Source organism: Flavobacterium sp. HJSW_4, assembly GCF_042436695.1.
Lineage (GTDB): Bacteria > Bacteroidota > Bacteroidia > Flavobacteriales > Flavobacteriaceae > Flavobacterium.
In genome coordinates, this window is the sequence record NZ_JBHNPP010000004.1 from 151739 (window position 1) to 176503 (window position 24765).

Here is a 24765-nt window from a genome sequence, read left to right on the forward strand (position 1 = left end):
AATAAAGCTCGCAAAACTTCTAATTCATAACTCATAACTCATAATTATTACTGGTGATTTTTAAGCCATTCTGCTCTTCTTTGGTCTGGAAGATGTTTTACGGTAAAGTTTTCGAATTTAGCTTCAAAGCCTTTTCCATCTGGAGAAGCTGCCATTAAACCAACCATAACAGGCGTATTATCTTGCAAAGGCGCATTTCTGGTCATAATGTAGTTTTTATCATCAAAAGAATAGAATATTTCAACGGCGTCTAATCGTCTTACGGCTTTAATCCAAATAAAAGGTGGCACTTTATCTAAAGTTGTTACGCTCCAATCACTTTTATCGTGTGTTACAACGGTGCTAACATTAAATTTTCCGTCAACAAATTCTACTCCTGTTTTGATGTAATTTTTCTCATCAATACGAATCATTAATCCCATTTGGTCAAAACGTGCGATATAATTTCCAGTCAATTTTACTTTTGCTTCAAATTCTCCACCATAATTGGCATAGTAAAAAGGCGCATCGTCAACTGTGAATCCGTAGTGTGAGATTCTCCAATAATCGCTGTTTGCGGTAACATTCATAATCAATGCATTGTTTTTAATTTCCCATTTTTCAGGTTCATTAAACCATTGCATTTTATTTAGGCTTTGTGCTGAAAGATTTTGAAATAAAAGAAATAAAGTTCCAAATAGTACTATTCGTTTCATAAAATATATTTTTAATAGATGTCAAAACTTTAAACATCTAACATTTTACATATAAAGCAAAGCTGCAAATTTTTACACTTGCAGCTTTACCAACCAACCAATTTTTAGAAATAAACTTATTTAAGTGTGAAATTCACTTTAGATTTTATATCTGTTGATGAAGCACCAATAATCGCTTCAAAATCACCAGGTTCTGCAACCCAGTCATGTTTTTTATCATCGAAGAAACTTAAAGCCGCTTTATCAATTGTAAACGTAACTGTTTTTTCTTCTCCAGCTTTAAGAGCTACTTTCTCAAAACCTTTTAATTCTTTTATCGGACGAGGCAATGAAGATTTTACATCTGTGATGTACAATTGCACCACTTCAGAACCTTCTCTGCTTCCAGTATTTTTTACATTAACAGAGAATGTAATTTTATCTCCTGCGTTAATTTGTTTTTTGTCAGCTGTTACTTTTCCGTAAGCAAAAGTCGTGTAGCTTAAACCGTGTCCAAAAGAGAACAATGGTTTGATTTTGTTTTTGTCAACCCAACGGTATCCAACAAAAATTCCTTCGTTGTATTTTACATCGTCTCCACCTGGAAATTCTCCTAAAGCGTGAGCTCCGTTATCAGCTAATTTTACTGGGAAAGTGAAAGATAATTTTCCAGAAGGATTTACATCTCCAACCAAAACATTTGCCAAAGCATTTCCAGCTTCAGTTCCTAAAAACCATCCTTGAACAACTCCAGGAACTTCTTTAATCCAAGGCATTGCCACAGCATTTCCAGAGATATTTACGAAAACAATGTTTTTATTTACTTTCGCTAATTCGCTGATTAATTTATCTTGACCATAAGGCAATTCTAAATGTTTACGATCATGTCCTTCGTCATCTTGATTTTCACTTTTGTTCAAACCTCCAATGAAAAGAACGATATCTGCATCTTTAGCAATTTTTAAAGCTTCTGCAGTTAATTCTGCTTGCGGACGTTTTTCTTCTAAACTTACTTTTGCTACAACTCCGTTATAGTTACTTGTTGGATCTCCAACATAACCTCTAGCATAAACGATTTCAGCTTGGTTTCCGATTCTTTTCTTTAAACCTTCAAGCGGCGTAATTTCGTATCTTGCTTTAAGCGAAGAACTTCCTCCACCAACTGTCATCATTTTGATCGCATTTTCTCCAATTACAGCAATCTTTTTCGTTTTAGAAAGATTGATTGGCAAAATGTTGTTATTGTTTTGCAATAAAACAATTCCTTCTTCAGCAATTTTACGGCCAGCAATAGCGTGTTCTTCAGTTCCAAAAGATCCGAAAGGACGGTTTCTATCCATTGTAGTCAAGAAAGATAAACGTAGAATGCGACGTACTTTTTCGTCTAATTCTTTAGTCCCAATTTCTCCTTTTCTGATCATTTCAGAATATGGTTTCGCTAAATAGTAATTGTCATAAGCATTGCTTGTTCCCCAAGAAAGCCCATTTGTCCAAGAACCGAATTCCATATCCAAACCATTGTGAATCGCTTGTTTAGTATCGTTAACTCCACCCCAATCTGAAACTACAACTCCTTTGAAACCCCATTCTCCGCGAAGAATATCGTTTAACAAATATTCGTTGTGGCAACATTGCTGTCCTTTATATTTATTGTAAGATCCCATAATTGACCAAACATCACCTTCTTGAACTGCAGCTTTAAAAGCAGGAAGATAAATTTCGTACAATGCACGATCGTCAACAATTACGTTAACTGAGTTACGGTTTGTTTCTTGATTGTTTAATGCGAAGTGTTTTACGCAGGCAGCAACTCCATTTGCTTGAACTCCCTTAATGTAAGGAACCACCATTTTTGCAGCCAAAAACGGATCTTCTCCCATATATTCGAAGTTACGGCCGTTTAATGGGCTTCTGTAGATGTTTACACCAGGTCCTAATAATACGTTTTTGTTACGGAAACGTGCTTCTTCTCCAATAGATTTACCATACAAAGAAGATAATTCTTTATTCCAAGTTGATGAAAGTGCAGTAAGCGCTGGGAAAGCAATACAAGAATCGTTTGTCCATCCTGCTTGATCCCATTCGTCCCATTTTACCTCTGTACGAATTCCGTGTGGTCCATCGGTCATCCAGTTTTCTGGAATTCCAAGGCGTTTTACACCTGGAGAACTAAATTTAGACTGCGCATGAATCATGGCAATTTTCTCATCGGTAGTCATTCGTTTAAGCGCATCTTCTACACGCTCTTCAATCGGTTTTTTATCGTCTAGATAAACTGGAACTTTGTTCTGCGCATTCATTCCCACAGAACCTAGTAAAAGTAAAACAACAATTGTTTTAACGTTTTTTAACATAACAGTAATAATTAAAGCATTAGTTAGATAATAGTATAAAGTCTATATATAAAAACTTTTTTTATCATATTGTAAAACTAAAACGTTATCGTACAAGTTCTATTTTTAGATAGAAAAAAGTAGTGGTTTAAAAAATTAAAATACTGACTAACAAACATTTAAAATTAAAACTACATCAAAAAAAGTAGTAGTTTTAAAATAAATATTTACGCTTTCAAAGCCATAGAACCGATTTTCATCACCATTTCTTCGAAATCATTTCGCGAAACTGCCGCCTTATTTCGAGCTCTTGTTCGGTAGTTGTAAATTGTGCTTAAAGAATAACGTAAAAATGCTGCTATTTTAACACTGTCTGTAATTCCAAGTCTGATTAAAGCAAAAATTCGAAGCTCTGTGTTTAGCAATTCATTTTGCTTTAAAACAATCTGTTCTTCTGGAATTAATAGTGCGTTGAAATCTTTAACGAATGTTGGATATAAATTCAGAAATATAATATCGAAGTTTTTGTACAATTCTTCTAATTCATTATCAACCAAAGTAGTTGATTTTAATATTTTATAAATTTCGTCGAATTGTTTAGCCGTAGCTTTTTTATTTAAAATAATGCGGTAATTCTCCAGCTTGTTGATGTAAGTCGAACAAAGACTGAAAAAATGTGCAATATATTCTTCCTTAACCAAATTAGACTCAGACAATTGCAAGTTGCTTTCCTGAAGCTGATTGTTGGTTTCGGTAATATCTTTGTTTAATTCTGCTAATTTTTGACTGGTTTCATAAAGTTCACTTCTAATTCTCGAAACCTTTTTCATCTGTTTATAAACGTAAATAATTGCAACCAATAAAAACAAAGAAAGCAAACTGATACAAAGCAGAGAAATCTGTAAGTCGCTTTTTCGCTGGGCTTCACGCTCTAAATAAACGGTGTTGATAATCGAATAAACTTCTGACATCAATAAAGTTCTAAACTGAACATTGCAATACAAAGCATCTTCAATGGCAGATTGCGTCAATTTATACGCCATATCTACATCGCCGATTTCGTAAAAAACCAAAGCCAATTCTTGCAATGAAGCATTGTCTTTGTTGGCATTTTTAATGTCTGAAGTGGCAGAAAGCGCATAGTATTTTTTTCTAGACTCTAAGTCATGTGTAACTTCTGCTATTTTTCCCAATAAATAAGTAATCATCGCATATTGCGGACTTTCCTCTTTTGTTTTATTTAATAAAACCAATAATTGCTTTTTGGGATCAGTGTATTTTCTATCAATAAAAATGTCTTGCTGAATTCTATTGATTTTATAATCTAACGTATTCGGATTTAGAATACTCAATAACGAATCTCGATATTTTCCAATCTGTTTTCTGTATTCTGGGCTATAACTATTTGCTGCATAATGTTCGAAAAACTCGCGATATGAAATATAATAGTTTGGAAGCAATGAAGCTGCTAAACTTTTTTTATTAATGCTTTTTAAAAGAGCTTCAGATTCACGGTATTTTCCTGATGAAGAATAAAGCGTTACCAATTGCAATTGCGCTAAATTGAAAAGTTCTTTGTTCTGAAGTTCTTCAGCAATTTTAAGGTTCTTTTTTACGTATTGAATAGCCGAATCTGAATTTAGTTTCTGATATTCAAAATACAATGTTTTGTTATAATTGTACTCCTGCTCTTTCGTAAGATTATCCGATTTTATTTTCTTGAAATTAAGAATTCGCTCTTCTTTAATCTTTACGTAATGCTGTTTATTTTTAATCGCTTCGTTTAATTCTTTTAAAATAACATCTGTATTCTCCGATGCAAAAAGCGGAAAATTCAATATAAAAAACAGAAATAAGTAATATTTTTTCAAAGCGATTTTATATAAAGGAATTACAAATATAACAAAGCGAAAATATAAAAAATGAATTAATTTGACAGTGGTTAGAAACTACCAAAAATGAGTGTTTATTATTTTTATGATATTCAAAAACCAAACAACAAAATAAGCTTTGTTATAAATAAAATGATTCCGAATTGGAATGATCCAAACCGAAATCATTTATAAAAAAATTCTTTTTCAAAACTATGAATGCGTTGCAATCGGCGCAGATAAACAGCTTTCTGGAATATTAAAGGCATTTACCAGAGCCACAGCATCTGGACGAATGTCCCAACAAAGCTGATTTACCATTTTACGAACAGCTTTAGTTTTCACTGCTTCCATATATCCGTCTTCTAGATACCAAGCTTTATTTTTTTCGATTTGAGAAAGCGCATATAACTGATTCAATTTCGTCAAAATAGCTTTCGCTGATTCGTCTTCAACCGCTTTTATTGCGATTTGAAATTGCTCTAAAATTATTCTCTCTAAATAGGCTTCAGCTACATCAATCATTTGGTGTTGCACTACATTGAAAGCATCATAAGGTTCTAATCCGCCATCGATCAATTTCTTGATACGTCTTGCAGCAGAAGCCAAAATTGTTTTTTCTCTATGAACGAATGCTTGAAGATGAAATTCTCCATCTAACAAATGTTCGTCATCAGTTTTGCGTGTAGCAATCGGATTTTTCTCTGTAATTGCAGTTAGAGCATTTTCATACACATAATTGATAATTCCTAACGAACCCATTTCTCCAAATGACTTTCTGAATTCTGCTAAACGATTTTTAGCAACCAATTGCATTAAAACAGTATTATCGCCTTCAAAAGTGGTATAAATTTCAGTGTCGTTTTTAAGCGCATCGATTCTGTTTTCAGATAAATAACCTTTTCCTCCACACGCTTCTCTGCATTCTTGCAAAATATCTCTCGTGCTCCAAGTAGAATATGATTTCATTCCGGCTGCCAATGCTTCGATTTCCTGCATTTCGGCTTCGGTTCTATTTAAAAATCTGTTTGTTAAATATTGAAGTGCAAAATGAACAGCATAGGTTTTAGCCAAAGGCGGCAACAATCTGCGTTGGTGCATTCTGTAGTTTAAAATTGGAACTTCAGAACCTCCTTCTGGTCCAAATTGTCTTCTTTGATCGCTGTAGCGAATGGCAATTGTCAATCCTGATTTCGCTGCCGCTAAAGCCGAACGCGGAATCCCGATTCTTCCTCCAACCAAAGTTCCTAACATCGTAAAAAATCGTCTGTTATCACTCGGAATTGGACTTTCGAATTCGCCTTTATCATTCACAGAAGCAAAACGATCCAGCATATTTTCTTTCGAAATCACCACGTTATCGAAACTAATTGTTCCGTTATCAACGCCATTTAATCCCATTTTATGACCGCAATCGCCAATTGTAACACCGTTTACCACATTTCCGTTTGGATCTCGTAACGGAACCACAAAAGCGTTTACTCCATAATCATGATCATCAATAATTAATTTCGCAAAAACAGTTGCCATTTGTCCGTGAACTGCTGCATTTCCAATATATTCTTTTTGAGCGTTTTTATTTGGCGTATGAATCGTAAAAGTCTGATCGTTATGATTGTAAGTTGCTGTAGTTTCTAAACCTTTCACGTTCGATCCGTGATGCGTTTCGGTCATTGCAAAACAGCCAGGAAGTTTCAGCGAACCAATATCTTTTAAATATTTAGCATAATGTTTTTCTGTTCCTAAAGATTGAACACTCATTCCCCAAAGCCCGAACTGAACTCCGAATTTAATTACCAAACTCAAATCGTGGTAACTCAGCGTTTCCATAATGGCAAAATAATCTTCGATATTTCCTCCTCCACCGTATTCTTTCGGATACGCCATGCTTCCTAAATTTTCATCGGCTAGAATTTTACACCATTTGTAAACCGTTTGTCTGAAAACATTAATATCAGTCGAAGTTTCATAAGCAAATTCAGGTCTTGAAATCACCGATTTTACCCTTTCGATTATTGCAGCCTCTTTTCCATCTAAAATTTGAGTGATTTTCTGAATATCGAAACTCGCATCAGTATGAGAATTGGCCGTAAAAGAACCGGCTTTAGTTTTAAAGTTTTGAAGTGCTTCTTCTCCTAAAATACCTAAATCATTTTCTAGTTTTTTGAAATCAGATTCAATTGGAGTTAAATCCAAATCGTTTCCTGAAAGCGCTTTTGCAATATCAAAAATCGACTTGATTGAAGAGGTATCTTGAATACTTTTTTCAATATCCAATTTCCATTGTGTGAGTTCATTTCGCGAAGGCGGGTTTGAAATATCTGCCTTAGAAAGTAAATATTCTTTTTCTTCATCAGACAGAACATTCAGAGAATTGATAAACTCTTTTAAAGTTGCAAATTCTTTCTGTGTCAATAAATCGTCTGACCACACTAAATAAAATAACGGAGTAAAGGCTTGAAGTTTGGTATTTTTCATATCAATAGTATTCGGTTTTTAATAGTTTTTCGCCACGAATTCCACGAATTAAAATTAATGAAGAATAAAAATTTGTGAAATTCGTGGCAATCATTTTATTACACTTTGTCGCATAAAAAAACAGGAATGAAAAATAATCATTCCTGTTTAAACATCCTGTTAAGGTTCTTATAATTTTCGATTTTAAACCAATAAAAAATATGAAAACTAAACCCTATGAACCTTTGGATATTGAGGCCATTTTTTGCTTTATAGCAAAAATATGATGTGAATTAAAAACTAACACTGCGGCAAAAATAATTCCGTATGCTGTAATTTGTAAAGGTGTAATATTTTCTTTGAAAACAAAGGCTGCCAATCCAAATGCTATCATCGGATTGATGTTTAATAACATTCCAACTGTCGAAGAATTGATTCCGGAAAGTGCGTACAAATTCAGGAAAAGCGGTACAATTGTAAATAAGATTGCGATTGTTTCAATACAGAAATAGAATTTAAATTCCGTTGGAACCGGTCCTCCATAACTTGGATAAAATGGTAATAAACATAATGCAGCCAATGTAATATGAAAAGTCAAAACGATAAATTTATCAAACCCTTTGTTGGCACGTTGACTTACTAAATACGCAGCGTACGTTAAGCCAATAACAATACTGAAAAACATATCCATTATATCGCTGTAAGAAAGCAAGATACATCCTGAAATACTTAATCCTACTGAAAGCCATTGTGTTTTTAGCAGTTTTTCTTTCAATATAAAATAAGCTAGTAAAGTTGTCAAAATTGGGCAAACCAAATATGCCAAAGAAGCTGCTTTTACGCTTACATGATTTACGACATAAATGAATGTAAACCAATTGGCCATCAAAAATGCACTTCCGCCAATATTTAGCAGAATCGATTTTCTTTTTTCTGATTTTGATAAAGCTTTAAAAATCTGAACGGTTTCTTTTATCTGTTTTCTTTTGAATAAAAAAGCAATTAAAAGCATTAAACCAGCACAGCTAAAAACGCGAAAAAACAAAATATCTAATGAAGGATATTCGTGTATTGGCTTTAAAACCAAACTGAAAAGTCCCCATATAATAAAGGCTGAAATCGCCGCGATATAATACTTTGTTGTTTTCACAAAATTGCTTTTTTGAATTGTTTTCTTTTGATGACGCAAATTTCTTAAAAATAAAACAGCAATACAGATACAGTTTTTGTAAATTGCAGCGTAACAGTTTTTATTTTCTCATGAAAAATTCGAATTACTTATATCTTCAATTTGCTGACCGAATCGAAAAACAGATTAAATCGGGTGTTTTAAACGTTGGCGACAAACTGCCTTCTATACGAGAAGTTTGTGCCGAAACAGGTTATAGCATGAGTACGGTAAGCAAGGCGTATTACGAAGTTGAAAGCCGTTCTCTCATAGAATCAAGGCCTCAATCGGGTTATTATGTGAGTAATATCTCTGCGCGAATTATTCCAGAACCTTCTGCCAGTACTCCAATTTTAAGTTTGGAAAACATTGAACGTGAAGATTTAATCGACTTGGTTTATGGCGACATGCGCTCTAAAGATGTGACAATGCTTTCGCTTGGATTTCCGTCAAATGAATTACTTCCGATTGCAAAATTGAATAAAGGAATGGTTCAGGCCATGCGTCAGTTGCCCAACAGCGGAACGAGTTATGAGGAAATTCAAGGAAATAGCAATTTAAGAAAGGAAATTGCCCGCTGGTCTTTTACGTGGGGTGGTTCTTTGACTGAAGATGATATTATAACGACTCCGGGCTGTATTTCGGCTATTTCAGATTGTTTATTAACGCTGACCAAACCTGGCGATACTATTATTACTGAAAGTCCAGTTTATTTCGGAATCCTACAATTGGCGCGATCTTTAGGGCTGTACGTAATGGAACTTCCAACCAATATGACAACAGGAATTGAATTAGAAGCGGTTAAAAAAACGCTTTCTACCAACAAAGTTAAAGCTTGTGTTTTGATGTCCAATTTCAGTAATCCGTCTGGAAGTATGTTGCCTAACGAACATAAAAAAGAAATTGTCCGTTTGATGGATTTCTACAATGTTCCGTTAATTGAAGACGATATTCATGGAGATCTATATTTTGGCACAAGCCGACCAACAAATTGCAAAACCTATGACGAAAGCGGAATTGTTTTGTGCTGCGGTTCGGTTTCTAAAACTTTAGCTCCTGGTTACCGCGTGGGTTGGGTTTCTCCAGGGAAATTTAAAAAGGAAGTTTTAAGAACGAAATTGTATCATACGATTTCCAATACAACTATTACGCATGAAGTGGTTGGAGATTTCTTAAAAAATGGCCGTTATGAAAATCATCTAAGAAAAATTCGTCAGATTTTGAATCGAAATTGCACGAATTATATCAATACCATTTTAGAATCTTTTCCTGCGGGAACCAAAGTGAGTCAGCCACAAGGCGGATTTTTTCTTTGGGTAGAATTGGATAAAAAAATCGATACGGCTGCTTTTTATCATTTGGCGCTTAAACACAATATTAGTATCGCTCCTGGGAGAATTTTCTCATTTCAGAACCAGTTTTCAAATTGTATGCGATTAAGTTTTGGATTGCCTTGGTCTAATGAATTGAGAACTGCGATTCAGACATTGGGGAGATTGGCGAAGCAATTATAATTTTTTAAACACATAGAAACATAGATTTTACTTTTACGAAGAAGAAGAATAAAGAAAGAAACTAGTTTCTCACACATAGCCATGTGTATTTAAATAAGTGAAACGCCTTTTCACACCTAAAAAACTATGTTTCTATGTGTTAGAATTAAAAAAATGTTGGACAGCGCAACTACTCACTGTCCAACCAACAATTAAAAGAAGACCAAAATTAAATAGTTATAAGACAAAATAAGCGTCCTTTTCGACTTTCTTAGGTTCATCTTTTAAATCAAATTCTTTTAGAATATCAAATTCGCTTTGATATTCGTTCAGCATTTGCTTGATATTTTTTTCAATTGTGTTTGCAATTGCTGTAACTGGCGTATCTGTAGGTCTGTTTTCAAACGGATCTTGCAAATGAATCGCCATTCTTTCAATCAAAAAGAAAGCAGCGCCAATTGCTGTAATCAACGGAATCGCAAACCAGCTTAGAACACTTGTTAATCCGAAAGGCAATAACAGAATAAACAAACACAGCGTTAATCGAATGTACATGCTGTATGTTGTTGGAAAAATCGTGTTTTTAATTCGTTCACATTTTCCCATTTCATCACACAATCTAGACAATGTATTATCGATTTCAACTTGCTGATATACATTCAATCTCTTTTCATTTTTTGCATTTTTCAAGTCTCTTGCATGCAACATTAAAATCGCATTCGGAACGTTTTGATGGTTCTTGATGTATTTAATTTCTTCTTCATTCATTAAACCTTCAAGCGGTTTTACAGCGTCTCTATTTCTAAGCGACTGCCCAAGACTATAACACCACGCAATTTGTCTTTTGGCAAAATTTTCTTTGAATTCGCTTGCTTCAACAGAAAAATCTGGATCTTCATAAAAAGTTAAAACCTGACGAATTAAAGTTCTTGAGTCGTTTACAACAGCGCCCCAAACAATTCGCGCTTCCCACCATCTGTCATAAGCCTGATTCGACTTAAAGGCTAATAATAAGGATATAATGGTTCCGATCATGGTCGGAATGGCAATTGGAATATCTACGGGAAGATTGATAAAATAATGGTGAAAAATTTCAAATAGTATGGTATAAGCCAATACTAGAACAATTTCTACTTTAATTTTCCCGAGAACGTACTTCATTGGTATTCTTTTCTTTAATAACATATTTTCGGATTTAATTAAGTTAATATTTTTTAAGGGGCTAAGATTCTTAGTCTCTAAGTTTCTAAGTTTTTTAATTCTTAGTAGCTTAGCAGCTCAGAAACTTAGAAGCTTAAAAATCAAACCATCTCTTCGTACAATGAAAGAACCGGAAGTCCTAGTTTTTCATTGACATTTTCTTTTTTCGATTTTTTAAATTTGATTTTTTCGCCTTTTCTAGTTTCTACCAACATATCGATATTGTGTTTAGAAATGGCTTCTGACAAAAATGGAGCAACTTTTTCATAATCGTCTTCAAAACTAGCTGTTTGGCTTACAATTTCGAAAGAGAAATTGGCGCTCAAGAAATCCTGAACATCTTTAACATGAATGTTCATGCTAGAATTTTCTACGTAAAGCGCTTTATGGAAAACCTCTTTATTAATTTCTGTGCTCAAATGCAGAATCGGACATTTCTGATTTCCTGCCAATTGCACCAAATATTGATGAATTCTTTTGGTTTCTTGTTTATAAGAATGTGTCAAAATGACTAATTTCACTGAAAAAACTTCAATTAGTCTTTTAAAAATTGGTGCTGAAAGTCCGTATTGAGTATGAACTCTTAATTTTATGTTTGAAGTGTGTTCGACAATATATCTGCAAGTTTCTAAAACTTCTTCCTGACTTCTGGTAAGTCCGGATTTCATTTCCCTTAAAAAACCAGAAGAAGAAAACGTATCAGGCGCTTCTGAAACTAATACTAAAATAATTTCTGATTCAGTATTTTTGGACTGATTCACCGCAGATTTAACAGCCGAAATTGTATCATCTTTTAAAGTCGTAGGTATAAGAAAATTTTTCATAAGCATAATCTTTTAGTTTATACCTACAAAATAACTGTCCGCAAATTAGACCTTTATTAATCTAAAATTAGAATTTTCTAAACTTAAACATTAGATTTTTTAATGTTGAGTTTTTTAAAGATAATCGTAACGATTGTTCCTTTATCTTGCTCAGACTGCACTTGAAGTTCACCGTCATGCATGCGAATGATTTTAGAAGCTAAGGGAAGTCCTAAACCATATCCAATGTATTTCGCAGCAATTTTTCCTCTAAAGAAAGGCTCATACAAATGTGGAATATCTTCAGGTGGAATTCCGATTCCGATATCGTTAATCGAGATTTTAATCATTTCTTTATTAGCAGAAAGGCTCACAAATACTTCGTTATTATCAGAATATTTAACTCCATTCGTAATAATGTTATTGATTGCCAATTCTAAAAGTGGTTTATTGCACGGCAACAATAATAAATTAGAATCTTCTGGCGCAAAATTAAGCCTGATACTCACTCGGTTGTCTGGATAAATTTTATCGAGATCCGATTTCACTTCCAACAAAAGCTCGTCCATTCGAGCAATATCAGACACTTGTTTTTGTCCGTCATAACCCGTTTGCGTCAATTTTAGCAAACTTTCTGTTAAGTTTCCTAATCTTGAAGCCTGACTGTAAATATTTTGCAGCGATTCTACATATTCATGTTGCTGTCTTTCTTTAAGCAGCATAATTTCTGCTTCAGCAATAATAGTTGTTATTGGCGTTTTTAATTCGTGAGAGGCATTATTAATAAAGTTGGCTTGAATCTCAAAAGAAGTTTCTAGACGATCCAGCATATTATTAAAAGTATTCGTCAAATCTGAAATCTCATCAGAGTTTTTGACTTCCGGAAGACGATTATGAAGATTAGAAGCGCTAATTCTTTTTACTTCTTTTGTAATTCTTGCTACAGGATCGATAACGCGTTTGGCTAAAAATCGTCCCAAAAGAAAAGCTAAAATCACAAAACCTATTCCGCCAAAAAGCATGATTTTGACAATATAAACGGTCGTATCTTTTCCTTTACGATCTCTCGCACCAACAATTACAATATATTTTTGATTGTTTTCTTGAAAAATCTGTCCTAAATAATATTTATTATCTCTTTCGAAAGAATCTTTTCCTGTCCTTAAAATATTGGTATAAAAAGAATTCGGAAGATTTAAATTCGTATTATAATCAAAACTATTGTGGCTGTTGATTTTCAATACATATTCTTCCTCCTCGATCAATTCTTCAAGACCATTTTTTTTAAGGTTCTTGTAATATTTGATCTTTTCTGGATCTTTTTGAAAATGAATAGAAGAAACAATTTTTGCTCTGTCATCTAAACGCTTCAAAAAATGGTATCGATTGTTTTCTCTAAACAAGAAAAACACAATGATGCACAATAGCGATGTACTAAAGGTAGAAAGGGCAACGTAATTAAAGGTAATTTTTTTTCTAATATCCATATTATGGTTTTATAACATACCCCAAACCTTTCATGGTATGAATAAGTTTGGTCGAATAAGGCTTATCAATCTTTCTTCTTAAGTATGTAATATAGACATCGACAACGTTGGTATTCATATCAAAATTGATATCCCAAACGTTATCCAAAATCTGATCGCGCGAAACGATTCGACCCGTATTTTTAGCCAAATAATATAATAATTTGAATTCTTTAGCAGTCAAAATGATGTTTTCCCCGTCTCTTTTAACGGTTTTTGCACGTCCGTTTATTTCTAAATCAGCAATTGTGATGGTATCTATTTTTTCTGTTTCCTGTTGCGATCTTCTGTACAGCGCATTTATTCTAGCATCTAATTCGCCAAATTTAAAAGGCTTAACCAAATAATCATCGGCACCAGCGTTCAATCCAGTTACAATGTTTTCTGAGGTCCCTAAAGCCGTTAAAAGCAAAATAGGAACGAAGTTTTTGGCTGCGCGAAGTCTTCTGCAAATTTCAATTCCGTTAATATCAGGAAGCATCACATCCAAAATTACTACATCGAAGGTATAATTATGAATCATTTCCATAGCCGTTTTACCGTCCATAGCAACGCTTACTTCATTATTATTTTCTGCAAAACCTTTTCGTAAAATCGATAATAGATTTGGCTCGTCTTCGACTATAAGTAATTTCATCTTAAGAAGTTTGTATATACAACAAAAATAGGAATACAATTTAACATAATTTGGCACATCATTACAAATTATGATTTAATTATGAAGAATCAAAAAAGCAGACATAATCGCCTGCTTTTTAATATTATTTTACGCGTAAAGCTTTTTATTCTTAATTTTTAGAAAGTCTCACCTGCATTCAAATAGAATCCTTTAGAGCTGTTACCCCATGAATAATCTAAAATTAGATTGGTTTTGGAAGCTTTATCAATTAAAATTCTCAAACCAGCACCTACAGCAGGCTGTATCGATTTGAATAGTTGCAAATTAGTATCAGAATTACTGGTTGTTACAAAATTGGTAAAAACCGTACCGCTCAACATCTGATTGCATGTAATAGGAAAACGAAATTCTGTAGACAAATAAACCAAGCCATTTCCTCTAAATAGCCCCTGCGTATAGCCTTCTCCACTCCTACTACGCTGGTCCCAGCCAATTGCAGGAAGATTTAAGTAAGGTACTTTTCCTTTGGTCACAAATTGCCCGTAAGTCCAAATTGCCAAAATGTAGCGTGGATTTTTATGTGAAACAGGTATAAAATGGCGGTATTCTGCAAACAATACATTACTATAATCCTGATTATTAAACAATACTGGATTAAATCTGTAATTAATATTAGCAAACCAGCCTTTTGACGCATTTACCTGATTATCACGTGAATCATGAACGAGATTCAAACTTACTCCGTTTAAGAAATATTCAAAATTATCAAATCCGTATTTTTGACTGTAATTGTAATGGTAAGTATATTTCCCGTTTGCAACATCCAATTCCCTATCATCGATACTCGAATACCAATCAATATTAATGCCTCCTCCAATATAATAATCCTTTTTAACCTCAAAAGATACGGTTTGATGGAATTTCAAGTAATTGTAATCCATATCTTGAGCAAGTGAATCTACGCTAAAACCGGGAACTTGATCACGTCTCGGCGGAATTATATCAGTTCCTAAGCCATAATTAGGCTGCGAAAACAAATACAATCGATAATCTCCGCTCAAAAAGATTTTATTATTCTTCAGCAGAATATTGTTTTTAACATTAACCAACCACTGATTTTTGACCGTATAAGTAACTCCCACGTTAGCAATTGAATATTTATCTTTTTCTTCTTTTCCTTTAAAAGTATACTGAGCCACAGCACCAAAAAAGAAACCAGTTGCAGGCTGTGAACCAATTGCCGGAATTAATAAAAAGAAATTGTTCTTTGTTGGTTTAACGACCAAAGCATCGTCTTTTTTCTTAAAAAGGTCAAATAATGTTTTAGGAGGACAGAGAGTTGGCGTTTCTATTTCAGGATTTTTAATTTCCTCTTGAGCAAATAAATTAAAGGAAATAAGAAATAATAATCCTAAGATTTTAGACTTGTACTGAACGGCATTATTTTGAAAAAAAAGCACCATTTACAAAGTTTGTTTTAGAAATAAGAATCAAATCTCATTGTAAATATAAGTCTTATTTTCAACATGTTAAGATTTACATTTAAATAATTTTTAAAATATTTTAACAAAAAAAGCCGTCAAAAAATATTTGACGGCTTTGTGCTATTTCAACTTATATTATTTAGTTATAAATTTTGGATGAATTAGATTGTCTAAAGAATAAATCTCATCCCATTTTTCCTGCGTAATTAGCTTTCGTTCTAAAACTGCAATCTGATGCACGCTTTTGTTTGTTTTTAAAGCTTCTCCAGCAATACTTGCGCTTTCTTCATAACCAATAATCGGATTCAATTGTGTTACGATTCCGATGCTGTTCATTACCATATTGTAGCAATGATCTACGTTTGCAGTGATTCCGTTAATACATTTATCGATTAAAGTCTGGATTGCATTAGCAAGATAATCTAACGAAGTAAACATCGCAAAAGCAATAACAGGCTCCATTACATTCAACTGCAATTGTCCCGCTTCTGCTGCCATTGTAACCGTTAAATCCTGACCAATCACATAAAAACAAGTTTGGTTTACCACTTCTGGAATTACTGGATTTACTTTTCCTGGCATAATAGAAGATCCCGGCTGACGCGCTGGAAGATTGATTTCGTTTAAACCTGTTCTTGGTCCAGAACTCAATAATCTTAAATCGTTACAGATTTTAGAAATCTTAACCGCAGAACGTTTTAAAGTTCCCATAATCTGTACGTAAGCACCTGTATCTACAGTAGCTTCAATCAAATCTGGCGAAAGCGTTAATGGAATTCCAACCTCATCGGCCAAATATTTCACACAGATTTCTGGATAACCTTCTGGAGCATTTACTTTTGTTCCAATCGCTGTTGCGCCCATATTGATTTCTAACAATAATTCCTGCGCATTTTTCAAACGCTGAATATCTTCTCCAATCGTTGTTGCGTACGCTTTAAATTCTTGCCCTAAAGTCATCGGAACGGCGTCTTGCAATTGCGTTCTTCCCATTTTTAGAACTTCCTTAAATTCTTCTCCTTTTTTAGCGAAAGCAACTTCAAGACCTGCAAAAGTTTTAATGAAGCTTTCCATTTTTAAATACAAAGCAATTCTAAAAGCGGATGGATAAGCATCGTTTGTAGACTGCGAACAGTTTACGTGATTATTTGGATGAAGAAATTTGTATTCTCCTTTTTTATGACCTAAATATTCTAGTCCGATATTGGCAATGACTTCGTTAGCATTCATATTTACAGAAGTTCCTGCTCCTCCCTGAATCAAATCGCTCACAAATTCTTGATCAAATTTACCTGCAATAACCTGATCGCTTCCGTAGCAAATCGCTTCTGCAATTTTAGAATCGATCGCGCCACAATCTTTGTTTGCCATGGCTGCAGCTTTTTTTACATAACCTAAAGCCTTGATAAATAACGGTTCTTTTGAAATTGGAATACCTGTAATATTGAAGTTTTCTACCGCTCTAAACGTTTGGATTCCGTAGTATAAATGATTTGGAATTTCTAATTCTCCTAGAAAATCATGTTCTTTTCTTGTTGATTCCATATTGTAAAATTGATAAATTTTAGCTTAAAAAATAAGTGTAAAGCTACATCAAATTTATTCTAAAGTTGCCAATAATTCCAAAATGATTTACGATTTTCATCGAAAATTCTACAGCAAATTATTACCTTTTCAGCCTCAAATAATTATTGGAAAAGAGTTGAAAAAAGAAAGCGAATATTTTCTTGATAAAGAATACAATGCGATTATTTACGCTAAAGATGATCTTAATTTTAAAGACTTCGAATGCTGCGTTTTTAATAATTGTAATTTCTCTGCTTGCACTTTTCTTGCCGTTACTTTTATCGACTGCGTTTTTAACGATTGCATTTTTACTGAAGCCAAAATTAACTACGTTGCTTTTAGAACCGCAACTTTCAATAGATGCGAAATTAAAGACGTCAATTTTGCAATGTGCGATAAATTAATATTTGAAATTGAATTTAACGACTGCATTTTAGACTTTTCGAAATTTTATACTTTAAAATTAAAAGGAACATTTTTCACCAACTGTAGTTTGATTGCCGTTGATTTTATGGCCACAGATCTTACGAGTGTTGTTTTCTATAATTGTGATTTATATCGTGCCGAGTTTAACAAAGCAATCGCCAACAAAACCGATTTTAAAACGAGTTACAATTACACTATTGATCCATCCAAAACTAAATTGAAGAAAGCTATTTTTTCTTTGAATGAAGTGAAAGGATTATTGTTTAAGCATGATGTGATTGTGAGTGATAACAAATAAAAAAGCCAGTTGTTAACTGGCTTTTTTATTTTTCTTTTTGAAATTTACCGCAAAGTTTGTCATTCCGAGGAACGAGGAATCTTCGCAAGTAGCTCCTTATAGAATGTCGCCAATCTTTGTAGAGTTTCTCGTGGAGATTCCTCCTTCGTCGGAATGACAAGATTGTGGAAAAATTATTTTTTAGATTTTCTTCCCCATCACATAATCTTCCATTAAGTAACCATTTCCAATCTCTATATCTACAGTTTCTTTAATTTCGAAACCAAGTTTTTTATAGAAATTCAAAGCGGTATTGAAACGGTTTACGTTTAATAAAAGTTCTGTAGAATTGTTTTTTAAAGCCATTTTTTCAATTTCTTCAAAAACAATCTTACCATAACCTTTTCCTTGTGTTTCTGGTAAAAGATAAATTTTATGAATTTTGGTTGTTGCTTCTTTGTTATAGTTATGCTCAATTCCGATAAAACCAATTACGGAATTAGAATCTGAAATTAAATAAAACAACTGCTCTTTATTCTGAATTTGTTTTGAAAGTACCGCATCAGAATAAATTAAATCCAACATATATTCTAATTGTTCCTTTGTTAAAATTTCGCCATACGTAATTGGCCATGTTATATGTGCAATCTCTTGAATTTTAGCAATATCTTCAATCGATGCTTCGGTAATTTGAATCATATTATTTTTTAAAAACTTGATTTTCTTGTTCGCTTACGCGGATGAAAGTTGTTCGTTTTGTGAGTTCTTTTAATCTTGAAGCTCCAACATAAGTACAAGTACTTCTTATTCCGCCTAAAATATCTAAAACGGTGTGAATGACATCTCCTTTAAACGGAACTTGAACCGTTTTTCCTTCGCTTGCTCTGTATTCGGCAACTCCGCCAGCGTGTTTGTCCATTGCAGTTTTAGAGCTCATTCCGTAAAATTGTTTGAATTTTTCGCCTTTTACTTCGATTAATTCGCCACCGCTTTCAGTGTGTCCTGCTAGCATTCCGCCTAACATTACAAAATCTGCACCAGCACCAAAGGCTTTGGCAACATCGCCTGGAGTTGTACAACCGCCGTCGCTTATGATATGTCCACCTAAACCGTGCGCCGCATCGGCACATTCAATAATTGCAGAAAGTTGCGGATAACCAACCCCTGTTTTAACGCGAGTTGTACAAACAGAACCTGGGCCAATTCCGACTTTTACAATATCTGCACCAGCCAATAAAAGTTCTTCGGTCATTTCGCCAGTAACCACATTTCCGGCAATAATAATCTTGTCTGGATATTGTTTACGGGTTTTCTTTAAAAACTGAACAAAATGCTCCGAATAGCCATTTGCAACATCAATACAAATGAATTTCAGTGACAGATTTGCAGTAATTATTTTTTGAATCTTTTCAAAATCTTCTTTTCCTGTTCCTGTACTTACCGCAATGTAATCGTAGAAATCTGGACTTGCATTTTTTAGAAATGAATTCCACTCTTCTAAAGTGTAATGTTTATGAATCGCTGTAAAAAGCTTTTCTTTCGCCAAAACCTTTGCGATGTCGAAAGTTCCCACGGTATCCATATTGGCTGCCATGATTGGAATTCCTGTCCAGCTTGAAGTACTGTGCAAGAATTTAAAATTTTGTTCTAATGAAACTTCCGATCTGCTTTTAAGCGTTGATCTTTTAGGTCTAAACATTACATCTTTAAACCCTAATTTTAAATCCATTTCTATTCTCATAGTTCGAGATTTTGATTACTCTCAAATTTAAGAATTTCTGATTTTAGATTTCAGATATTAGATTAACAAAACCTTGAACTTTTGAACAATTGGGTTTCTGGTTTGCTTTCGCGAAAGCGCAAAATTAGAAACGTTTTTTTTATTTCAGAAATTGATATACTTTGCGTGGGCTTCGACTTCGCTCAGCCTGACAAACTTTAAACTTCAAACCTGAAACAAAACAATCATAAGACTGAAAACTGTGACTGCGACTGAAAACTAAAACTTACCCGTGAATCGTCTCTCCTTTTCCGTAATTGGTAATAATTGATTCTTCAAAAGCAAGCCATTCTCTCCAACGTTTTTCAACGTCGATTCCTGTTCCGTATTTACGTGCGTAAGTGATAAATGTTGTATAATGTCCAGCTTCGCTTTCCATTAATTCTCTATAGAAAACTGCTAATTCTTCATCCTGAATATTTTCAGACAAAACTTTAAAACGTTCGCAACTTCTTGCTTCAATCATTGCTGAAAATAAAAGTCTTTCAACAAGACCAGAAACACGGCTTCCGTCTCCGCTTTTTTTCATGTATTGGTATAGTTCGTTTACGTAATCGTCTTTACGCTCGCGACCTAATTTCAATCCTCTTTTGATAATGATGTTATGAACTTGCTCAAAATGATCGATTTCTTCTTTGGCTAAAGCCAATAAATCTTTCACTAAATCTTGATGTTCAGAATTATTTGTAATAATCGTAATCGCGTTTGTTGCTGCTTTTTGTTCGCACCAAGCGTGATCTGTCAAGATTTCTTCAATGTTTTTCTCAACGATATTTACCCATCTTGGGTCGGTTGGCAATTGTAATCTTAATACGCCCATTTTAAATTATGAGTTATGAATTAAAAGTTATGAGTTATAAAAGCAAAAATCGAAAGTCAAAAATAAGACTTTTGACTTTCGATTTTAAAAACTTTAAGGCTTTATCTTAATTAATATGCAAAAATTGGTCTTTCGCTCATTAATTCGTTTACTTCTTCAGCAACTTCTTCGATAAGATCTTCGTTTGTATGATCTGTAAGAACTTTGTCGATTAAAGCTACGATAGTTTCCATATCTTTTTCAACTAAACCACGAGTTGTGATTGCAGCTGTTCCAACACGAATCCCAGAAGTGATAAATGGAGATTTATCGTCAAAAGGAACCATGTTTTTGTTTACTGTAATTTCAGCTTTTACTAATGCGTTTTCAGCTTCTTTACCAGAAATATTTTTATTTCTTAAGTCAATAAGCATCATGTGGTTATCAGTTCCGCCAGAGATGATGTTGTATCCTCTTTTTACGAAAGCATCAGCCATTGCATTTGCATTTTTTTGTAATTGCATTGCGTAAGTAAAGAACTCATCTTTAAGAGCTTCACCAAAAGCAACCGCTTTAGCAGCGATGATGTGCATTAAAGGTCCACCTTGATTTCCTGGGAAAACAGCTAAATCTAATAATGAAGACATCATTCTGATTTCTCCTTTTGGAGTTGTTAATCCTTGTGGATTTGGGAAATCTTTCCCCATCAAGATAAGTCCACCACGTGGTCCTCTTAATGTTTTATGAGTTGTTGTAGAAACAATATGGCAATGTGGAATTGGATCGTTTAATAATCCTTTTGCAATAAGACCTGCTGGGTGAGAAATATCAGCAAATAAGATCGCTCCTACACTGTCAGCAATTTGTCTGAAACGAGCAAAATCCATATCACGAGAATAAGCCGAAGCTCCCGCGATAATTAATTTTGGCTGTTCTTTAGTTGCAATTTCTTGAATTTTATCATAATCTAAACGACCAGTTTCAGCATCTACACCGTAGAAAACTGGACGATATAAACGTCCTGAAAAGTTTACCGGAGAACCGTGAGTTAAGTGACCACCGTGAGATAAGTCGAAACCTAAAATAGTATCACCAGGATTCAAACAAGCGTGGTAAACAGATGTATTGGCTTGAGAACCTGAGTGAGGCTGTACGTTTGCATATTCAGCTCCAAATAATTCTTTAGCTCTGTCAATAGCAATTTGCTCAATAACGTCAACTACTTCGCAACCGCCGTAGTATCTTTTACCAGGGTAACCCTCTGCATATTTATTCGTTAAAACAGACCCTGCTGCTGCCATTACTTCATCACTTACAAAATTCTCTGAAGCAATAAGCTCTAATCCGTGAATTTGTCTTTCTTTCTCCTCTTGGATAAGATCAAAAATTTGTTCGTCGCGTTGCATTTTTTTGTTTTTCGTTAATTTCACGCAAAAATACAAAAAAACGTTTGTCAAACTGCTAGATTATGATATATTTGACATACAATTTTTCAACAAAACAATTAACATTAAACATGCCTATAACCGCTAACGATACCAGTAGAAAATCATGGTTAGAAGTACCAGAAAATAGCGACTTCCCTATTCAGAATATTCCTTTCGGCGTGTTTCTTACCAAAGAAAATGTCGTTACAGTAGGAACAAGAATTGGCGATTATGCTATAGATTTAGGGGCTTTACAGCAACTAAACTATTTCGAGGGAATAGAATTAACCGATGATATGTTTATGCAGGATACGCTAAATGATTTTATTTCTGACGGAAAAAAAACATGGCGTTTAGTTCGAAATCGTATCGCAGATATATTCGACGAAACTAATCCGCAATTAAGAGATTCAACAAAACATAGAGATATTGTTATATTTAAAATAGAAGATGTAGAGATGCAATTGCCAGTTTTAATTGGTGATTATACTGACTTTTATTCAAGTAGAGAACATGCTACAAACGTAGGTAAAATGTTCCGTGATCCTGAAAATGCTTTGTTGCCAAACTGGCTTCATATTCCAGTTGGATACCACGGAAGAAGTTCTACAATTGTGCCATCTGGAATTCCAGTTCACAGACCAATGGGACAAACTTTGCCTGCTGGACATGATACGCCTGTTTTTGGAGCTTCTCGTTTAGTAGATTTTGAATTAGAGACTGCTTTTATTACAACAGATGTAAATGTAATGGGCGAAAATATTTCAACTTTCGAAGCTGAAGATTATATTTTCGGAATGGTTTTACTAAATGACTGGAGTGCTCGTGATATCCAGAAATGGGAATACGTACCACTTGGACCATTCTTAGCTAAAAACTTTGCGACTTCAATTTCGCCTTGGATTGTTACTATGGACGCTTTGGAGCCTTTTAGAACAAAAGGCCCTAAACAAGATCCGACTCCACTTCCTTACTTACAGACAAAAGGTAAAAAAGCTTTTGATATTCATTTGGAAGTTTCATTAAAACCTGAGGATCAAGAAGAAGAAACTGTTATTTCAAGATCTAACTTCAAATATTTATATTGGTCAATGAGCCAGCAGTTAGCACACCATACCTCTAACGGATGCCGTGTAAATTCTGGAGATATGATGGGTTCTGGAACAATTTCTGGTCCAACTCCTGATAGTTTTGGTTCTATGCTAGAATTAACTTGGGGAGGAAAAAATCCGCTTAAATTAAAAGACGGAAGCGAACGTAAATTTATTGAAGATAATGATACTGTAATTATTCGCGGTTTCTGTGAAAATACAGAAGTAAGAATTGGTTTTGGAGAAGTTTCTAGCCAGTTATTGCCTCCTTTCATCAAACAATGAAGAGCAGATAAGTCTGAAGAGATATAGAAAATAAAAAACCTTGGCGATGCCAAGGTTTTTTTATGCTTTATAATTTCTCAAAAATTGAAAGGAAAAGTTATTTATTCTAAGACAACCTTTACCCAAACTAAACGATGATCTGAACTTGATTCACGTTTTTCAACTAATTCTGACATTGGTTCGCCTTTTGCAGGCCAGAACACACCACTGTTAACGAATTTAAAACCAAGTCTCGATGGCAATACATAATCAGCGCGCATTCTCCAAAAAGCAGTATGATTAACTCCAAAAGGATTTTCAGGACTATATTCAGCACCGCCTTTACTCGCAGGAGTGAAATCACTATTAATCTTTGGGTTTTCTATTAAAGACTTTATACCTTCTCTGATGGCATTTCCTTCAACTGGCGAAGCGTTTTGATCACCCAATATAACAAATTGAGAATTCGGAGACAAACCGCCTTTTACACCTTTATCATCATAAATGTACGAAGCAGAATTGTCTGAAATATAATCTTTCCAAAATCGGATTTCATCGTGATTTCTTTTTCCATTGCGATCTTCATCACCATCAAAAGTAGGAGGAGTTGGATGACTGGCTAAAATGTGAACTGTTTTATTGCCAATTTTTACAGGAACATCCCAGTGAGATTTTGAAGATAATGGAAATTCCTTCCATGCTTTTTTACTATACCAATCCGATCCATCTGCTTTTTTGGCAACCAATGCTCCAGGCATATCTTTCCATTTAAAATGTTGAAAAGTACGAATCGCATTAGCATCAATCGGATATTTAGACAAAAGCATCATTCCATATTGCCCAGGATACAGACCAAATCCCCATGCATCATTTCCAAAATTATCCAACTTTCCATCATTGTTCAAATCGTAAGGACTCGGCTGGCCAGTATTCACCGTTGAATAATAATAGTAAGGATAATCAATGGCTGCTGCTCCGCCTTGGCTTACGTTCAAATAATTTTTAATAAACGCTTTTACACCAAGTTCAGGATCTTTAATGTAATCAAATTCATTTAACAGAATAACGTCCGGCCTAACGGTCTGAATAATGTGGGCGATATTTCTGATTTGAGTATTATGCCCTGAATTAAGCTGATCAATCAATATCAGCTCCGATTTTCCCATTGCGCCTTTGGGAGAATAATTATCAGATTCCATACTTACATTGTAGGTAGCAAATGTAAGTTCAATTTTTTCTTGCGAATCAGATTGTGAAAAAAGAACTCCGGAAGAAAGCACGGAAAGGATAAAAAATATTTTCTTCATATAAAATTAAATCTGCATTTCTGCATTGTTGAACATACGAATATAAGAAGGATGTTGAGACACAAGCAAATCTCTTTGTTAAATATACAACAAAAAAAAGCTGCCACTTTTGGTGACAGCTCAAATATTTATAAGAAAGTCTCTGTATATCTGATAATTTTATCACAGATAAAAAAAATCAAAGTGATTTTTTATAATCT

At 34.1% G+C, this 24765-nt stretch carries 19 protein-coding genes; 3 read left to right on the forward strand and 16 right to left on the reverse strand.

What is annotated here, in order from left to right; genetic code table 11:
* Nucleotides 1-47: 47 nt before the first annotated feature.
* The 5 genes from ACE01P_RS05350 to ACE01P_RS05370 form a co-directional block, all read right to left on the reverse strand.
* Complete coding sequence (locus ACE01P_RS05350) at nt 48-695, reverse strand: DUF1349 domain-containing protein (protein WP_379695063.1); 648 nt, start codon at nt 693-695, stop codon at nt 48-50.
* Between the two features lie 116 nt (nt 696-811).
* On the reverse strand, nt 812-3028 hold the full coding sequence (locus ACE01P_RS05355; protein WP_379695065.1) for a glycoside hydrolase family 3 C-terminal domain-containing protein: 2217 nt from the start codon (nt 3026-3028) through the stop codon (nt 812-814).
* Between the two features lie 206 nt (nt 3029-3234).
* Nucleotides 3235-4878 (reverse strand): DUF6377 domain-containing protein, encoded by a 1644-nt coding sequence (locus ACE01P_RS05360; RefSeq protein WP_379695067.1) that lies wholly within the window; start codon nt 4876-4878, stop codon nt 3235-3237.
* A 213-nt stretch (nt 4879-5091) separates the two neighbouring features.
* On the reverse strand, nt 5092-7356 hold the full coding sequence (locus ACE01P_RS05365; RefSeq protein WP_379695069.1) for an acyl-CoA dehydrogenase: 2265 nt from the start codon (nt 7354-7356) through the stop codon (nt 5092-5094).
* 214 nt (nt 7357-7570) lie between these two features.
* Nucleotides 7571-8485, reverse strand: coding sequence for an EamA family transporter (locus ACE01P_RS05370; RefSeq protein ID WP_379695071.1), 915 nt, complete (start codon nt 8483-8485; stop codon nt 7571-7573).
* A 110-nt stretch (nt 8486-8595) separates the two neighbouring features.
* Here ACE01P_RS05370 and ACE01P_RS05375 point away from each other — a divergent pair, with 110 nt between their 5' ends.
* Nucleotides 8596-10017, forward strand: a complete 1422-nt coding sequence (locus ACE01P_RS05375; protein WP_379695073.1) for a PLP-dependent aminotransferase family protein — start codon at nt 8596-8598, stop codon at nt 10015-10017.
* Between the two features lie 216 nt (nt 10018-10233).
* Here ACE01P_RS05375 and ACE01P_RS05380 read toward each other — a convergent pair whose 3' ends face one another.
* The 6 genes from ACE01P_RS05380 to aspA all read right to left on the reverse strand — a co-directional run bounded on the left by ACE01P_RS05380 (nt 10234) and on the right by aspA (nt 17173).
* Nucleotides 10234-11181 (reverse strand): bestrophin family protein, encoded by a 948-nt coding sequence (locus ACE01P_RS05380; RefSeq protein ID WP_379695075.1) that lies wholly within the window; start codon nt 11179-11181, stop codon nt 10234-10236.
* 116 nt (nt 11182-11297) lie between these two features.
* Nucleotides 11298-12020: a hypothetical protein gene (locus ACE01P_RS05385; RefSeq protein ID WP_379695077.1), complete on the reverse strand. Its 723-nt coding sequence runs from the start codon at nt 12018-12020 to the stop codon at nt 11298-11300.
* Nucleotides 12021-12103: 83 nt separating this feature from the next.
* Nucleotides 12104-13486 (reverse strand): ATP-binding protein, encoded by a 1383-nt coding sequence (locus ACE01P_RS05390; RefSeq protein WP_379695079.1) that lies wholly within the window; start codon nt 13484-13486, stop codon nt 12104-12106.
* 1 nt (nt 13487) lies between these two features.
* The gene (locus tag ACE01P_RS05395) at nt 13488-14162 is read right to left on the reverse strand and encodes a response regulator transcription factor (RefSeq protein WP_379695081.1); all 675 of its coding nucleotides are present in this window, start codon (nt 14160-14162) and stop codon (nt 13488-13490) included.
* Nucleotides 14163-14320: 158 nt separating this feature from the next.
* Nucleotides 14321-15607, reverse strand: coding sequence for a BamA/TamA family outer membrane protein (locus ACE01P_RS05400; RefSeq protein ID WP_379695083.1), 1287 nt, complete (start codon nt 15605-15607; stop codon nt 14321-14323).
* A 156-nt stretch (nt 15608-15763) separates the two neighbouring features.
* Complete coding sequence (gene aspA / locus ACE01P_RS05405) at nt 15764-17173, reverse strand: aspartate ammonia-lyase (protein ID WP_379695085.1); 1410 nt, start codon at nt 17171-17173, stop codon at nt 15764-15766.
* A 157-nt stretch (nt 17174-17330) separates the two neighbouring features.
* Between aspA and ACE01P_RS05410 the strand changes: the two genes are divergently transcribed.
* On the forward strand, nt 17331-17918 hold the full coding sequence (locus tag ACE01P_RS05410; RefSeq protein ID WP_379695325.1) for a pentapeptide repeat-containing protein: 588 nt from the start codon (nt 17331-17333) through the stop codon (nt 17916-17918).
* Between the two features lie 180 nt (nt 17919-18098).
* Here ACE01P_RS05410 and ACE01P_RS05415 read toward each other — a convergent pair whose 3' ends face one another.
* From ACE01P_RS05415 to glyA, 4 genes are all read right to left on the reverse strand, one after another.
* On the reverse strand, nt 18099-18596 hold the full coding sequence (locus ACE01P_RS05415) for a GNAT family N-acetyltransferase (protein WP_379695087.1): 498 nt from the start codon (nt 18594-18596) through the stop codon (nt 18099-18101).
* Between the two features lies 1 nt (nt 18597).
* Entirely contained in the window at nt 18598-19638 is a 1041-nt protein-coding gene (locus ACE01P_RS05420) for a GMP reductase (protein ID WP_379695089.1), read from the reverse strand.
* Between the two features lie 265 nt (nt 19639-19903).
* A complete protein-coding gene (locus tag ACE01P_RS05425; RefSeq protein ID WP_142449243.1) occupies nt 19904-20497 on the reverse strand; it encodes a tRNA-(ms[2]io[6]A)-hydroxylase in 594 nt (197 codons plus the stop codon).
* A 110-nt stretch (nt 20498-20607) separates the two neighbouring features.
* Nucleotides 20608-21882, reverse strand: coding sequence for a serine hydroxymethyltransferase (glyA, locus tag ACE01P_RS05430; protein ID WP_379695091.1), 1275 nt, complete (start codon nt 21880-21882; stop codon nt 20608-20610).
* 110 nt (nt 21883-21992) lie between these two features.
* On the opposite strand from glyA, the gene fahA reads away from it, so the two are divergent.
* Nucleotides 21993-23279 (forward strand): fumarylacetoacetase, encoded by a 1287-nt coding sequence (gene fahA, locus ACE01P_RS05435; protein ID WP_379695327.1) that lies wholly within the window; start codon nt 21993-21995, stop codon nt 23277-23279.
* 101 nt (nt 23280-23380) lie between these two features.
* Here the strand turns inward: fahA and ACE01P_RS05440 are convergent, their stop codons facing one another.
* Nucleotides 23381-24565: an endonuclease/exonuclease/phosphatase family protein gene (locus ACE01P_RS05440; protein WP_379695093.1), complete on the reverse strand. Its 1185-nt coding sequence runs from the start codon at nt 24563-24565 to the stop codon at nt 23381-23383.
* Nucleotides 24566-24765 lie beyond the last annotated feature (200 nt).

What these genes read in the sequence shown, in the direction of transcription:
- ACE01P_RS05350 (WP_379695063.1), bottom strand. Translation starts at nt 695, where the DNA reads ATGAAACGAATAGTACTATTTGGAACTTTATTTCTTTTATTTCAAAAT.
- ACE01P_RS05355 (WP_379695065.1), bottom strand. Translation starts at nt 3,028, where the DNA reads ATGTTAAAAAACGTTAAAACAATTGTTGTTTTACTTTTACTAGGTTCT.
- ACE01P_RS05365 (WP_379695069.1), bottom strand. Translation starts at nt 7,356, where the DNA reads ATGAAAAATACCAAACTTCAAGCCTTTACTCCGTTATTTTATTTAGTG.
- ACE01P_RS05375 (WP_379695073.1), top strand. Translation starts at nt 8,596, where the DNA reads ATGAAAAATTCGAATTACTTATATCTTCAATTTGCTGACCGAATCGAA.
- ACE01P_RS05380 (WP_379695075.1), bottom strand. Translation starts at nt 11,181, where the DNA reads ATGTTATTAAAGAAAAGAATACCAATGAAGTACGTTCTCGGGAAAATT.
- ACE01P_RS05385 (WP_379695077.1), bottom strand. Translation starts at nt 12,020, where the DNA reads ATGAAAAATTTTCTTATACCTACGACTTTAAAAGATGATACAATTTCG.
- ACE01P_RS05390 (WP_379695079.1), bottom strand. Translation starts at nt 13,486, where the DNA reads ATGGATATTAGAAAAAAAATTACCTTTAATTACGTTGCCCTTTCTACC.
- ACE01P_RS05395 (WP_379695081.1), bottom strand. Translation starts at nt 14,162, where the DNA reads ATGAAATTACTTATAGTCGAAGACGAGCCAAATCTATTATCGATTTTA.
- ACE01P_RS05400 (WP_379695083.1), bottom strand. Translation starts at nt 15,607, where the DNA reads ATGGTGCTTTTTTTTCAAAATAATGCCGTTCAGTACAAGTCTAAAATC.
- aspA (WP_379695085.1), bottom strand. Translation starts at nt 17,173, where the DNA reads ATGGAATCAACAAGAAAAGAACATGATTTTCTAGGAGAATTAGAAATT.
- ACE01P_RS05415 (WP_379695087.1), bottom strand. Translation starts at nt 18,596, where the DNA reads ATGATTCAAATTACCGAAGCATCGATTGAAGATATTGCTAAAATTCAA.
- ACE01P_RS05420 (WP_379695089.1), bottom strand. Translation starts at nt 19,638, where the DNA reads ATGAGAATAGAAATGGATTTAAAATTAGGGTTTAAAGATGTAATGTTT.
- ACE01P_RS05425 (WP_142449243.1), bottom strand. Translation starts at nt 20,497, where the DNA reads ATGGGCGTATTAAGATTACAATTGCCAACCGACCCAAGATGGGTAAAT.
- glyA (WP_379695091.1), bottom strand. Translation starts at nt 21,882, where the DNA reads ATGCAACGCGACGAACAAATTTTTGATCTTATCCAAGAGGAGAAAGAA.
- fahA (WP_379695327.1), top strand. Translation starts at nt 21,993, where the DNA reads ATGCCTATAACCGCTAACGATACCAGTAGAAAATCATGGTTAGAAGTA.
- ACE01P_RS05440 (WP_379695093.1), bottom strand. Translation starts at nt 24,565, where the DNA reads ATGAAGAAAATATTTTTTATCCTTTCCGTGCTTTCTTCCGGAGTTCTT.